Genomic DNA, 12,440 nt, shown 5'->3' with positions numbered 1-12,440 from the left:
ATATGTAAAACCTAAAGATATCTGGCAGTCTTTAGGCCTGTTGTCTTTTTCAATTATTGTTTATATGCCTGTAATGCTGGTAAAAGGTTTTTTAGCGAACAAAAAAGACAAAAAGTAGAGACGCAAAATCTTGCGTCTCTATAAAGGTTTTGCGTCTCTACTGTATTTAACCGAGAAGCATGTCTTCAAGTTCTTCCAGGCGCATGATGTAGTAATCAGCAGAAAGTTTATCATTACGGTATGCAACAAAAGGAATATTTGCAGCTTTTGCTGCCGTTTCATCTACAACCGAATCTCCCACATAAAGAACCTGAGCAGGTTCAACATCAAAGTATTCAATAATTTTCAGCAAAGATTCCGGATGGGGCTTTGAGTGCACTACATCAAGGGCACATACAACAAGATCAAAATAGCTTTCAAGGTTAAATTCTGATAAAATTCCCTGCATGGTATCTGTTCTATTTGTAGCGATAGCGGTTTTATATTTTGGCTTGATTTTTTTCAGCAGGCTTATCAAATCCGGTTCAATTTTCATGCTCTTGAAAAACGGCTTGTATGACATTTCTTTTCGAAATAACTGTGCAGCTTCAAGACTTTCAGGATCTCTAAAAAGATGAGAAAGTACTTCATCCGCTGTATGCATATGAGCATAAACAAACTGATCGGGTGTCATCTGCGGTTTGCCAAAATATTTAAGAACAGTGTTATAATAATCCATATTGGCTTGCCCGGAATCAAACATAACTCCGTCACAGTCAAAAGCAACTACTTTAATGTCATTCATATTTTCCTTTATTTACCATCAATTATATTCCCAATCACAGGGATTGTAATTATGTCATTAATCGGACTGTCAGTATAAATATAAACCCAGTCGTAGTATTTTCTTTTTAATTTTGCAGTGTTTTTAACAATTACTGTATACTGGCCCTGATTATCTTTGTTATCATTTTCAAGCCTAACACTTATGTTATAGCCGTTTTTAGCTTTAACTTCTTTTATTTTAAAAGGGTATTTTTCTTCCGGCGTAATAATCACAGAAACAGATAATTCCTTATCCAGTGGTCCGCTTAAGACCGCTTTTTTAGGGCTGATATCAACAATTTTTTCAACAGATCCTCGTATTGCAAGGTTTAGCTTTGGTTTATTTCTGTCATTGGTATAAACAGCTATGTATTTCTTAACAGACTTTCCGCCATATCCTGTTGTTTTTAGACTTATTGTTATTACTCCCTCGCCTCCGGCAGGGATCTGTTTCGTATAAGAAACAGCGGTGCACCCTCAACCTGTTTGTACCTTATGAATCTCAAGAGGTGCTTCTCCGGTATTCTTTATCACAAAATCATGCACTACTTTAGTTCCTTCAGGGATTTGGTCAAATATATAACTGCTGTCAGGGATCACGGTATTTGGCTGATTTTGCCCGTTGTCACCATGCGAAAGCGAATATGACGCAACGAACAAAATAACAAAAAAGCAGGCAATAATTAATTTGTGTTTCATAAAAACTCCTCTATAGCTATCTATCTAAATTTTATTTAAAAGATAGAATTATAAATTAAAATGTCAAGCTAATTATGATGAACTGTTAATACTCTAATTATTATATTTTCCCACTGTGAATGCCAAATTATAACATATATCAACCTCCTGTATATCTTCCCTAATATCTTCCTTGACACCAATATGCTGTTACTTTAATATCTTACTTACGAGCCAATTGCAAAACGCTCCATTTTGGCCGATCTCTGCGTTGGGCTCAAATTTTAATCCTCGAAATACACTATGTATTCCTGTGGTTGAAATTTTCGCCTGCCTTGAGCTTGACCAAACTGAAACGTTTTGAAACCGACTCTTACATTTAATATATCGACTGCTTTTTAACCTTCTTAATAAAGTTATAATAAAAGAAAAGTTTATGATAAACCCCAATACACGTACCGGTCAATTTTATTTTACTGAAAGAGTTCTCATTCTACTGCTTTTTACCGCTTGTTTATTCATTTCTTCGTGTAACAAAAACAATAACTCTTCCATGAAATATACTGGCATAATGGATGCGGATATTACCCGTGTCAGCTCACAGGCACAGGGTATAATAACCGGGCTTAAATTTGACGAGGGCATGTTAGTAAAAAATGACCAGGTGCTTGTAAATGTGGAAACCGAAAAACTCGGTTACCAGCTTGATCAGAATAAAGCACTTCTTGAAGAACTTAAGAATCAATACAATGCTTTGCTTGCACAACTTGAAAAAGCAAAATTTGAAAGAGATAATATAAAAGTTAAATATGACCGCTTTTTAAACCTTTTTAAGATAAATGCAGCCGTGCAGCAGGATGTTGATGATCTTAAAACCCAATATGGCGCTGCAAACGAGCAGGTTAATTATATCCGGTCTTCAATTGATGCAATTAACAGCAAGGCAAAACAGGTGAAATCCGCATCAGATATCATTAATAAGCAGCTCAAAGATGCAACAATTACATCTCCTGTTACAGGTACGGTATTGGTAAGGTATGTTGAAAACGGAGAACTGCTTACCACAGGAAGTCCCGTATGTGATATCGCTGATATATCTACACTATGGACAAAAATTTATGTAGAAGAAAAAAACCTGCCTTTTATAAAGCTTGGTCAGAAAGTACAGGTTAAAATTGACGGAATTGAGGATAAAACAATGGAAGGCCGGGTATCATGGATATCGGATCAATCGGAATTCACTCCCAAAACCATCCTTACCGAAGAGACAAAAGCTTCTTTGGTATATGCCGCAAAAGTTACTGTGTCTAATGATGACGGAATTTTAAAAATCGGTATGCCTGTTACAGTTATTGTAAACAGGGAATCATAATGTTGCCTATAATAAGCATCAAAAATTTTTCAAAATCCTACGGTAAAACAAAGGCGGTTGCAAACTTAAACATAGATATCGAAAAAGGCGAATTGTTTGGCCTGATAGGGCCGGACGGAGCCGGAAAAACCACAACCATAAGAGCTCTTGTAACCTTGATTGCACCGGATACAGGAGAAATTTATGTCAACAATCTTGATGTTTCAAAAGATATAAGAAAAATCAGAAGCATAACCGGCTACATGCCTCAAAGGTTTTCTTTATATCCCGATCTTTCCGTAAACCAGAACCTGAATTTTTTCGCAAAACTGTTTGAAGTTCCAAAAAAAGAAATCGCCGAAAGGAAAAAAAGGCTTTTTCAGTTCAGCAATCTTGAACCCTTTGCGAAAAGGCTTGCAGGACAGCTTTCCGGAGGTATGAAGCAAAAGCTTGCTCTATCATGTACTCTTATTCATGATCCTGTTGTGCTTATACTTGATGAGCCTACAACCGGCGTCGATCCTGTTTCAAGAAACGAATTCTGGATAATTTTGAAGGAATTAAAAAACGAAGGCGTTACAATTCTTGTGTCTACACCATACATGGATGAAGCGCTCAAATGCGATCGCATAGCAATTATGCACGAAGGAGTTATTCTTGCCTGCGGAAATCCCGAAACGCTTACCAGTCGTATAGATAATAATATCTACAAGCTTTCCGGAACGGATCTTATCAGTAATATAGACCCGATTGCAAAGATCACAGGTATAATTTCCGTTCAGTCTTTCGGTGACAGCCTTCACCTTACTTTTCCAAAAAATATATCTGCTGAAAAAATCAATGAAGATATTAAAGACATTTTAAAACAAAACTTTGATTTAACACAGATAGAACCATCGGTTGAAGATTTGTTTATAGCGCTTGTTGAAGGTAATAATGTTAATGGAAACTGATATTGCAGTAAGCGTATCAAAGCTTAGCCGCCATTTCGGAAAATTTGTGGCGGTGGATGAAATTTCTTTTGAAGTAAAAAAAGGGGAAATATTCGGCTTTTTGGGAGCAAACGGAGCCGGAAAAACAACGGCTATTAAAATACTTTGCGGACTTTTAAAACCAACATCAGGTGAAGCTAATGTTGCAGGTTTTAATATCAAAACAGATAGTACTAACATAAAAAAACATATAGGCTACATGAGCCAGAAATTTTCTCTTTATGAAGATCTTACAGTCAAAGAGAATATTGAATTTTACGGAGGAATATACGGCTTATCCAGAAAAGAGATACTGAACAAAACAAAGCTTCTTGTATCCGAGCTTCATCTGGAAAATGTGCAAAATTCTTTAACCAAAACCCTGCCTATGGGATGGAAACAGAGACTTGCATTAAGTACTTCTTTACTTCATGATCCTCCCATTATATTTTTAGATGAGCCTACAGGCGGAGTTGACCCTGTTTCTCGGCGCAACTTCTGGAGGATAATCTATGAAATCGCAAATAGCGGGAAAACCGTATTTGTCACAACCCATTACATGGATGAAGCCGAATACTGCAACAGGCTGTCTATAATGCATAAAGGCAAAATAATAGAAATGGGAACACCTGCTGACCTCAAAATGAAATATGGCAAAGATTCCATTCAGGATGTTTTTGTTGAACTGGTCGGGTAAGATTAAAAATGAAACTGCGAAGAATTACAAATTTTATTATTAAAGAATATATACATATTTTCAGAGATAAGGTTTCTCTTATTATAATAATTCTTATGCCGATCGTCATGGTGATTCTATATGGTTATGCCATTACGTTTGATATGAAAAACATAAGTTTTGCTACAATCGATGACAGTAAAACACAAAAGAGCCGGGAGCTTATCCAAAGCTTTACAGGAAATAAATTTTTTGTATTAAAATTTATGGATATAAAACGCAGCGAAACAGATTCTTTGTTTAAAGAAAGAAAAATCCAGATGGTTCTGGTAATTCCCAAAGATTTTTCCGAAAGCCTTACCTCAAAGCAAACAACAAAAGTACAGCTTTTGATAGATGCCGCGGATTCAAATGTTGCGACATTTATAAATAACTACAGCAACAAGGTAATGCAGATATATAATGGGAAAATCAACATCGAAACTCCCGGAATAATAAATCTTGAACCACGGATATTTTTCAATCCTGACTTAAAAAGCTCCAGGTTTTTCGTACCCGGACTTGTGGCATTTATACTTCTTCTTATAAGCGCATTATTAACATCCATTGCCATTGCACGTGAAAAGGAAACCGGTACTTTAGAACAAATTCTGGTTTCACCGGTTTATCCTGTAGAAATAGTAATAGGAAAAGTAATCCCATATGTAACATTAGGTTTTTTAAACGGAACCATAATCATTCTTTTTGCAAAGTTTTTGTTTAAAGTGCCCATTAACGGCAGCCTGATATTAATGAGTGCTTTTGCGCTTTTGTATATATTTGTAGCAATGAGTTTTGGCCTTATGATTTCCGCATCTGCACAATCACAGCAGTCAGCGATGCTTGCGGTTATTATGGCAACCGTTCTTCCGACCATTATGTTAAGCGGATTTATTTTTCCTATTGCAAGTATGCCTCTTCCCCTTCGGCTAATATCAAATCTGATACCTGCCACTCATTTTTTAATCATCATACGTGGCATTATGCTCAAAGGAACCGGGTTTATGATGCTTTGGAAACAGGTGGCGGCTTTGTCCGCTATCGGCCTTTTTATGATATCTATTGCAATTAAACGTTTTAAAATGACTTTGGAATAATAAAATGCGCCAGATATTTTATCTTGTTCAAAAAGAATTCAGGCAGGTTTTTCGCGATAAGGCAATGCTTAGAATTATTTTTATAGTTCCTCTGGTTCAAATTGTTATTCTTGGAAACGCTATTACAACAGATGTTAAAAATATAAAGCTTGTCATTCAGGATCAGGACAGGACACCATACAGCAGAGAATTGGTTCTTCAGTTTGTCCACTGCGGATATTTTAAAACTATAGGATTTGAAGAAAGCTACAGCAAGCTTTCAGATTACCTTAGTTCAGGAAAAGCAAATCTTGCAATAGTAATCCCAAAACATTTCCAGCGGCATATAGTGCTTAATAAAAAACCGGATGTTCAGGTTCTTGTTGATGGAGTAGATGGAAACTACGCCGGAGTGGCTCTTGGTTATATTTCGGAAATTATGCAAAACTATCAGAAACGGCTGATAGAATCTTCTCCCGATTTAGGTTTTCATGTTAAAAATATTCACAGAGTGGAAACGGAACCAAGGTTCTGGTATAATCCAAATCTGGAAAGCAAACCATATATTGTACCGGGAATCATCGCCATTATGCTTCTTATAATTACGATGTTTCTTACAAGTATGGGCATAGTGCGCGAGAAGGAAATCGGGACACTGGAACAGCTTATGGTAACACCGATAAGATCATATCAGCTTGTTCTCGGTAAAATTATACCTTTTTCCATTCTCGGCATTGTTGTGATAAATATTGCAATGGGTTTCATCTATCTTATTTTCGGGATAGCAGTTAAAGGCAGCCTTCTTCTTATGGTATTTGAATCTATGATTTTTATAATTTCAACGATAGGGCTCGGTGTTTTTATTTCTACAATAGCGGATACCCAGCAGCAGGCTCTGTTTCTGGCCTGGTTTACCATGATTTGCTTCATACTACTTTCGGGTTTTTTTATTCCTATTGCAAATATGCCCCATGTAATACAAAAGATCACGCTTTTTAACCCGCTTCGCTACTTTATAATAATATTGCGGGAAATATATCTCAAAGGAACTACAATAAAAGATCTTATACCTGAAACTCTTTCACTGGTTACTTTCGGCAGTTGTTTATTTCTTGCGGCAATAATAAGATTTAAGAAAAAACTGGGATAATATTTATTTTATGATAACAAAACTGAGAAAAATCAAACCTGCGGCAGATAAACGGGCTTTAATTTTTATAGCCGGTTTCATATGGATTTGCAGCGGAATAATGCTGTTAAGTTTTTCATATTACTGGCTGCATGAAATACAAAATATAAATTATTGGTTGATAGCAGGTATTAGTTTTGTATTATCTTTGTTAATACACCATTTTGGATTTTTGAAAATTGTAGATATAAACTTAAGACGATTACTTCCTGCCAAAGAAAAAAAGTGCATATTTTCTTTCATGGACTGGAAGAGTTATATAAATGTGGCAGTAATGGCAGTAATAGGAATAATTGTCCGGAATTCAACAATTCCCAAGATTTATTTATCGATAGTATATGCGGCAATAGGATTTGCGCTTATACTTTCGAGTGTAAGGTATATGAGGATATTCTTTTTCCATCTTGGAAAAAATGCTTAACATGAAATCAGCAAATACGGCTTTTCGCTGTTTTGCGTGGGTAAACAGTTGCCGTAGGGTAACCACATTTGGAAATGACATAATCAACCCCCGTATAAAAAACAAATCACAGTAAATTCCCCCTTAAAAAAGGGGGCCAGGGGGTTGTTCCGTATTTTATTACAACCCCCTTAATCCCCCTTTGCTAAGGGGGAATCTGAGAGAGGGAACGGGCATTTACCAATCAGATAAGGAAATGTAAAATGATATTTTATGACGGACACGTTCATTTTTTCTGGACAGGTTCTTTTGAGCCTGTGAGGCCCAAGTGGCAGTCTCTGATAGATCGGGGTTTAAGAGGAGTCGCTGTTATCATTGTAGCCTATCACCCCGATGATATAAATAATCTTTTAAAATTAATTCCTGTCGCTTACCATGACAGAACAGGTGATTCCTTTTTTTTCAATGAAGGATCAGGATTTGACATTTCAACTGCAAAAAAAATAAATGAAGATGAGTTTAATATTTTTCCATATCTTGATACCCGGTTTATAGAAGGTCAGTCAGTTGATCTTATACCATATCGCAAAAGCGGATTCAAAGGGTTAAAAATTTTATATGTTCCGGAAGAAGACAAGGAGCTTGGCATTATAGGTTGGGAGAATTATTTCAAACGTTCGGTAAAAGAATCGGAGAAGCTTATAATAAATATGACAGAGCAGGCGGTAAGTTTCGGCTGGCCGGTAATCTTTCATGCCGATCTTAGAAAGTACAATGATTTTGTAAAAGAAGTTCTTCAGGCATATCCGAAGCATCCTGTAGTAATTCCGCATTTTGGTTCTTCAAGAAAACTCATATCACAGTTAATGGATCAATACAAAAATTGTTATACAGATTTTTCTTCCCTGCTGCCCTTTATGAAAAAAGACAGCAAAAAGTATGTGGATTTTATTACAACATACAGCGACCGTGTTTTGTTCGGTTCGGATACAGTATTCGATGAACCGGCTCTGACAGCCGAGTATTATGATTTCATATTAAAGTATGTTGATGATGATAATGTTCGCACAAATATTTTATCCGGTAATTATATGCGTATTCATGGGTTTTAGAGGAGAAATATATGCCGAAAAAAATATCTGAAGACGACAGAAAATGCAGAATAGATGCCGATTCGGTTTTAAAAACAAGAACCCGTCTTCCGGGGGTTGCAGAAAAGATAATAAAAAGTTGCTATGATACAAAATGTTTTACGCATATTGATTATGAGCCAATCCCTTCAAGAGAATTTGTTGTTGAAATTATAAATAAATCGAAAGAAATTCTGTTTCCGGGTTTTTTTGCGAAAGAAAAGATTGATCCTGCAAACCTTAAATACTGCATGGGTCAAAATGTTTCCGTTTTATTTGATATGGTTTCGGAGCAGATCTCAAACTGCATAAGACACGATTGTTTCAGGTATAGCCAGGAATGCAGCGATTGCAGCCAACGTGGAAATAAAATAGCCATAGAATTTCTTGAATCCATTCCGTCTATCCGCAAAATACTTGCAACCGATTTAAAGGCTGCATTTGACGGAGATCCTGCTGCTTCAAGCCATGATGAGATTATTTTCAGCTACCCCGGCCTTTATGCCATAATGGTTTACAGGCTGGCCAACAAACTTTTTAAAAGCGGTGTACCTCTTCTTCCGCGCATGATAACCGAATATGCTCACAGTCTTACAGGTATAGATATACATCCGGGAGCAACAATTGGCGAAAGCTTTACGATTGATCACGGCACAGGGGTAGTAATAGGTGAAACATCTGTTATCGGCAAAAATGTTCGTATATACCAGGGCGTAACACTGGGAGCTCTTTCACTTCCAAAAGACGCCGGTATACTTCTTAAAGGAAAAAAACGGCATCCGACAATAGAAAATGATGTGATTATTTATGCGGGGGCCACGATACTTGGTGGAAATACCGTAATAGGAAAACGTTCTGTGATCGGCGGAAATGTCTGGATAACCGAATCTGTAAGGCCCGATACAACCGTTATTATGGAAAATCCCCGTCTTATTTATAAAAAAAACTATAAGATCCAAACGTAAGAGGAAATGCGGATATTAAACCCGAAGGATCATAGCAATGACTGAATTATTACCGGCAGAAACAATTGTCAGCAAAATATACTTTATAAGGGATTCAAAGGTTATGCTTGATAGAGACTTAGCAGAGCTCTACGAAGTAGAGACAAAAGTCCTAAAACAGGCGGTCAGAAGAAACATTGACCGCTTCCCTCCTGACTTCATGTTTGAGCTGTCAATAGAAGAATTTGAAAATTGGATTTACGGTAAAAGAAAAGAAACGGGAATACGGTAAGTAGAGGCAATGTTGCAGTAGTTGAAAGAATAGTTTTTGAATAATTTTCAATATAAATAATTATTGATTTAATTTATCCAAAGTGTTAGCCAATTTTAAATTTATGTTCATTGGACAAGCTGTTCTATTTTATACAGGAATAAGTAACCCCTTATCTTGTTTTGGTTTTTTTACTCTCTCTAATACCGGGTTGCATTCAAAGAGATAGCAAGGCGGCAAGGAGGTTTTACTCTTCCGGGAACCATTACTTCAATCTAAACCCAATGTTTTTTTAAGATCACCATGAGATAGCCATTTTTTATTTTTTATTTTAACTTCAACGGCGGATAAATAATCGATTTTATCCTGTTCAACTTCCTTTAATCTCAAATATTCTTTATAATCCAGGATAACGGCCACAGGTTTATTGTCTTCTTTTATTATTTGTGTCTTAATCATTATAAGCTCCCTGCCTATGTTTTATTTCATAAATCAAAATAATGTTACCATTGTCTTCAAATATAATTCTATAGGTTCCTGCCCGAAGTCTTTTAAATTCTCCATATTTACCCTTCAATACTTTAACGTCAAATTTCTCTTCGGGATTTTTTGCATAGGCTTCTATGGTTTTTAATATCATACCGGCGCTTTTTTTATCACCTTTATATATTTTGTTTATTTGCTTTACTGCTTTTTCAGAGTATTGAATTTCCATCATACGCTTTTTGCCGGTTTGGGTGATAGCAGCATGCTCAGTCTATCTCGGTTTTATTTATTTATCCTTATTGTGATTACTATCTCATAAACATCTTGCCTTATCAAGGCGGTTTTTGCCAATCTTCTGATAATTTACTTCAATTGCCTTGCCCTATACCGGGGCTCTTTACATTCAAAGGAATACCGGCATAAGTGAAAATTATATGGGCAAAATACGATGCAAATTTAAAGTGTCACGTTAAATTTACATTATATTGATAATAAGAAATCTCTAATACTTTTTAAATATTTATTGATTTAATTAAAGCAAAATGTTAGCGGAATTTATGTATAGTTGCTCATTATTGTCGAAGATTTCCCGTTGCTTTCAATATAGAATCTTCAATAAATAATCCGTTATATCGTTTTAGCTTTTTACTCTTAAAAGGATTAAGAATGACCGGATACAATAAAGCCCCGATCTTCAGATAATTGAAGCAAGGGGCTTTTGTTTTTTTAGGGCAGGCTATGCGGGATATTGAGGATTCAATGTAAATGAATCATCCTTCTATATGAACCGTAAAATTGAATGATATACATAAAGATAGAAAAATATTACCATAAAAAATCTGTTAATAAGCTATATAATTATTGAATATAATAAAATAAATAAATTACAAGTTTTGTGTAGCTAACTTTTGGTTTTAGAATAATTTGTTTTTAATCTTTCCAGAGTTTCTTACAATGGTAAAGCTATCCAAAACTTTATAATCACTTGTTATTCTTTTCTGTAGAATGGAGACCATGTAAAACCACCGCCTAAGAAAAACCCAACCAAAAAAAAGAAAAGGAGTCTCAATAAATGTTTACCGAGTTCCTTCAAAGTTTCAATAGTTACAGTGTCGTCTTTAGCTTCATTACTCTCATTATTGGGATTATCTTTGGAAACTGGCAAGCCATTGGACGTGATAAGCGGAAAGAATTTAACAACATCTCTGTAGATCTGTTTACATCTCTTAGTAACCAGATTAAACACGGAGGACATGCTGTATCCGCATACTATAGTTTGTTTGTTGATTGAGCATTACATCCCGATTTATAAACGAGCACGCTTCCGCATGGCCGTTGGCAAATATGAGAACGCCAAGCAAGATATAAGCACATATGATACTGCTACCGGGGTTGCTACGATTAATGAAGAAAATCTTAGACATTTAATCTCCTGTGCAAAAAAACTATTTAGTTACGTTAAAAGACGTTGATAAATCGCATAACCACCTGTTATAAAACTTTTAATAACATATAGGAGAATAACATGGGCAAAGTATTTAAGTTTATAGTAATAATTGCTATTTTTGGACCGTTAATCAATGGTTGCACTTCCGCAAGAATATCAAAATCTTTAGCATCCGGATCTATTGGATGCCCACCAAATCAAATAATAATAACGAATGAAACCGTTTATCGTGGTATTCATAACTTCACCGCAACATGTGAAGGCATCGAATATCATTGTACTTATATGTATCCCAACCCTATTAACTGTAAAAAAAGTTCATCAGAAAATATAAACAAAAAAAAATCCTCTTTAGACGATGGGGTATATAATTAATCTCTCTATATGCTTTTTGATGAAGCATAATATAGCGGGAACAAAACAATTATTATAAACCAAATAAGGATATCAAATTGACTTTCAACACTTTCATCGGCCTCCTGATTCTCGCTTGTATCGGGGCGTATTTTGCTTGGAGAAATAACCATAAAGTCCGTCAAGCCAATGCTGCTGCCGAGTTTAGAAAATCCTTTGACCGAGATTTCAGTTTTAATCTTTTCAATAATTTTACCATAGACAAGTTTAGCGCTGTCTTTGCTACTCACAAAGAAGCTGCCCGGCTTTTCACCCCCCATGTTTTCTTCCCCATAAGGGGATGCTTCAACAAAAAATGGAATAATTACGAACAATGGGCAAAGGATATACTTACAGAAAGCCTTCATAAACCAGACGGAGTTTATAAACTTACGCTTGCCTATCAAGGCAGAAATTATGTTGCTGAATATAAAAAACATATTGACTCCCAATAAACTTTAAATTATATTGTTGATGGCACAGCAATATCAGTCCCAGCCACATCAGCTGCTTCCACCAGTTTCAGGCCAAATTGTTTAGCTCGGTTTTTCATGTTTTTTATTATTCTCTGTTTATATTGCATCT

Annotated in this window: 17 protein-coding genes; 10 read left to right on the top strand and 7 right to left on the bottom strand. The window is 35.7% G+C overall.

The window, feature by feature from the left end:
• Positions 1 to 166: 166 nt before the first annotated feature.
• The 3 genes from KKC46_04130 to KKC46_04120 are packed head-to-tail and all read right to left on the bottom strand — an operon-like array spanning position 167 to position 1,503.
• Positions 167 to 784: an HAD family hydrolase gene (locus KKC46_04130; protein MBU1053002.1), complete on the bottom strand. Its 618-nt coding sequence runs from the start codon at positions 782 to 784 to the stop codon at positions 167 to 169.
• A gap of 8 nt (positions 785 to 792) precedes the next feature.
• Complete coding sequence (locus KKC46_04125; protein ID MBU1053001.1) at positions 793 to 1,251, bottom strand: hypothetical protein; 459 nt, start codon at positions 1,249 to 1,251, stop codon at positions 793 to 795.
• A gap of 30 nt (positions 1,252 to 1,281) precedes the next feature.
• The gene (locus KKC46_04120; GenBank protein ID MBU1053000.1) at positions 1,282 to 1,503 is read right to left on the bottom strand and encodes a DUF1573 domain-containing protein; all 222 of its coding nucleotides are present in this window, start codon (positions 1,501 to 1,503) and stop codon (positions 1,282 to 1,284) included.
• A gap of 415 nt (positions 1,504 to 1,918) precedes the next feature.
• On the opposite strand from KKC46_04120, the gene KKC46_04115 reads away from it, so the two are divergent.
• The 9 genes from KKC46_04115 to KKC46_04075 all read left to right on the top strand — a co-directional run bounded on the left by KKC46_04115 (position 1,919) and on the right by KKC46_04075 (position 9,550).
• Complete coding sequence (locus tag KKC46_04115) at positions 1,919 to 2,854, top strand: efflux RND transporter periplasmic adaptor subunit (GenBank protein ID MBU1052999.1); 936 nt, start codon at positions 1,919 to 1,921, stop codon at positions 2,852 to 2,854.
• Positions 2,854 to 3,786 (top strand): ABC transporter ATP-binding protein, encoded by a 933-nt coding sequence (locus KKC46_04110; GenBank protein ID MBU1052998.1) that lies wholly within the window; start codon positions 2,854 to 2,856, stop codon positions 3,784 to 3,786. The genes KKC46_04115 and KKC46_04110 overlap by 1 nt, the downstream gene beginning before the upstream one ends.
• Positions 3,776 to 4,501 carry an ABC transporter ATP-binding protein gene (locus tag KKC46_04105; protein MBU1052997.1) on the top strand — a complete coding sequence of 242 codons (726 nt, stop codon included), beginning with the start codon at positions 3,776 to 3,778 and terminating at the stop codon, positions 4,499 to 4,501. The genes KKC46_04110 and KKC46_04105 overlap by 11 nt, the downstream gene beginning before the upstream one ends.
• Before the next feature lie 8 nt (positions 4,502 to 4,509).
• On the top strand, positions 4,510 to 5,616 hold the full coding sequence (locus KKC46_04100) for an ABC transporter permease (protein MBU1052996.1): 1,107 nt from the start codon (positions 4,510 to 4,512) through the stop codon (positions 5,614 to 5,616).
• A gap of 4 nt (positions 5,617 to 5,620) precedes the next feature.
• Positions 5,621 to 6,745 carry an ABC transporter permease gene (locus KKC46_04095; GenBank protein ID MBU1052995.1) on the top strand — a complete coding sequence of 375 codons (1,125 nt, stop codon included), beginning with the start codon at positions 5,621 to 5,623 and terminating at the stop codon, positions 6,743 to 6,745.
• Positions 6,746 to 6,755: 10 nt separating this feature from the next.
• Positions 6,756 to 7,205: a hypothetical protein gene (locus tag KKC46_04090; protein ID MBU1052994.1), complete on the top strand. Its 450-nt coding sequence runs from the start codon at positions 6,756 to 6,758 to the stop codon at positions 7,203 to 7,205.
• Between the two features lie 242 nt (positions 7,206 to 7,447).
• Positions 7,448 to 8,296 carry an amidohydrolase gene (locus KKC46_04085; protein MBU1052993.1) on the top strand — a complete coding sequence of 283 codons (849 nt, stop codon included), beginning with the start codon at positions 7,448 to 7,450 and terminating at the stop codon, positions 8,294 to 8,296.
• An 11-nt stretch (positions 8,297 to 8,307) separates the two neighbouring features.
• Positions 8,308 to 9,279 (top strand): serine acetyltransferase, encoded by a 972-nt coding sequence (locus KKC46_04080; GenBank protein ID MBU1052992.1) that lies wholly within the window; start codon positions 8,308 to 8,310, stop codon positions 9,277 to 9,279.
• Between the two features lie 37 nt (positions 9,280 to 9,316).
• Positions 9,317 to 9,550, top strand: a complete 234-nt coding sequence (locus tag KKC46_04075; protein ID MBU1052991.1) for an ORF6N domain-containing protein — start codon at positions 9,317 to 9,319, stop codon at positions 9,548 to 9,550.
• 249 nt (positions 9,551 to 9,799) lie between these two features.
• Here KKC46_04075 and KKC46_04070 read toward each other — a convergent pair whose 3' ends face one another.
• The 3 genes from KKC46_04070 to KKC46_04060 all read right to left on the bottom strand — a co-directional run bounded on the left by KKC46_04070 (position 9,800) and on the right by KKC46_04060 (position 11,270).
• On the bottom strand, positions 9,800 to 9,988 hold the full coding sequence (locus tag KKC46_04070) for a hypothetical protein (protein MBU1052990.1): 189 nt from the start codon (positions 9,986 to 9,988) through the stop codon (positions 9,800 to 9,802).
• Positions 9,981 to 10,247: a type II toxin-antitoxin system RelE/ParE family toxin gene (locus KKC46_04065; protein ID MBU1052989.1), complete on the bottom strand. Its 267-nt coding sequence runs from the start codon at positions 10,245 to 10,247 to the stop codon at positions 9,981 to 9,983. Before KKC46_04065 ends, KKC46_04070 begins: the two co-directional genes overlap by 8 nt.
• Before the next feature lie 756 nt (positions 10,248 to 11,003).
• Positions 11,004 to 11,270, bottom strand: a complete 267-nt coding sequence (locus KKC46_04060) for a hypothetical protein (GenBank protein MBU1052988.1) — start codon at positions 11,268 to 11,270, stop codon at positions 11,004 to 11,006.
• A gap of 270 nt (positions 11,271 to 11,540) precedes the next feature.
• Here KKC46_04060 and KKC46_04055 point away from each other — a divergent pair, with 270 nt between their 5' ends.
• Complete coding sequence (locus KKC46_04055) at positions 11,541 to 11,837, top strand: hypothetical protein (protein MBU1052987.1); 297 nt, start codon at positions 11,541 to 11,543, stop codon at positions 11,835 to 11,837.
• A 5-nt stretch (positions 11,838 to 11,842) separates the two neighbouring features.
• Here KKC46_04055 and KKC46_04050 read toward each other — a convergent pair whose 3' ends face one another.
• Entirely contained in the window at positions 11,843 to 12,295 is a 453-nt protein-coding gene (locus KKC46_04050) for a hypothetical protein (GenBank protein MBU1052986.1), read from the bottom strand.
• Positions 12,296 to 12,440: the final 145 nt, after the last annotated feature.

The organism is Pseudomonadota bacterium, assembly GCA_018817425.1.
Lineage (GTDB): Bacteria > Desulfobacterota > Desulfobacteria > Desulfobacterales > RPRI01 > RPRI01.
This window is presented reverse-complemented; position numbering and strand designations above follow the sequence as displayed.

Bases quoted from the DNA above. Each gene is read 5' to 3' on its own strand.
- KKC46_04120 (MBU1053000.1), bottom strand. From the start codon at position 1,503: ATGAAACACAAATTAATTATTGCCTGCTTTTTTGTTATTTTGTTCGTT.
- KKC46_04095 (MBU1052995.1), top strand. From the start codon at position 5,621: ATGCGCCAGATATTTTATCTTGTTCAAAAAGAATTCAGGCAGGTTTTT.
- KKC46_04105 (MBU1052997.1), top strand. From the start codon at position 3,776: ATGGAAACTGATATTGCAGTAAGCGTATCAAAGCTTAGCCGCCATTTC.
- KKC46_04130 (MBU1053002.1), bottom strand. From the start codon at position 784: ATGAATGACATTAAAGTAGTTGCTTTTGACTGTGACGGAGTTATGTTT.
- KKC46_04060 (MBU1052988.1), bottom strand. From the start codon at position 11,270: ATGTCCTCCGTGTTTAATCTGGTTACTAAGAGATGTAAACAGATCTAC.
- KKC46_04110 (MBU1052998.1), top strand. From the start codon at position 2,854: ATGTTGCCTATAATAAGCATCAAAAATTTTTCAAAATCCTACGGTAAA.
- KKC46_04070 (MBU1052990.1), bottom strand. From the start codon at position 9,988: ATGATTAAGACACAAATAATAAAAGAAGACAATAAACCTGTGGCCGTT.
- KKC46_04065 (MBU1052989.1), bottom strand. From the start codon at position 10,247: ATGATGGAAATTCAATACTCTGAAAAAGCAGTAAAGCAAATAAACAAA.
- KKC46_04050 (MBU1052986.1), bottom strand. From the start codon at position 12,295: ATGTTTTTTATATTCAGCAACATAATTTCTGCCTTGATAGGCAAGCGT.
- KKC46_04055 (MBU1052987.1), top strand. From the start codon at position 11,541: ATGGGCAAAGTATTTAAGTTTATAGTAATAATTGCTATTTTTGGACCG.
- KKC46_04075 (MBU1052991.1), top strand. From the start codon at position 9,317: ATGACTGAATTATTACCGGCAGAAACAATTGTCAGCAAAATATACTTT.
- KKC46_04085 (MBU1052993.1), top strand. From the start codon at position 7,448: ATGATATTTTATGACGGACACGTTCATTTTTTCTGGACAGGTTCTTTT.
- KKC46_04090 (MBU1052994.1), top strand. From the start codon at position 6,756: ATGATAACAAAACTGAGAAAAATCAAACCTGCGGCAGATAAACGGGCT.
- KKC46_04115 (MBU1052999.1), top strand. From the start codon at position 1,919: ATGATAAACCCCAATACACGTACCGGTCAATTTTATTTTACTGAAAGA.
- KKC46_04100 (MBU1052996.1), top strand. From the start codon at position 4,510: ATGAAACTGCGAAGAATTACAAATTTTATTATTAAAGAATATATACAT.
- KKC46_04080 (MBU1052992.1), top strand. From the start codon at position 8,308: ATGCCGAAAAAAATATCTGAAGACGACAGAAAATGCAGAATAGATGCC.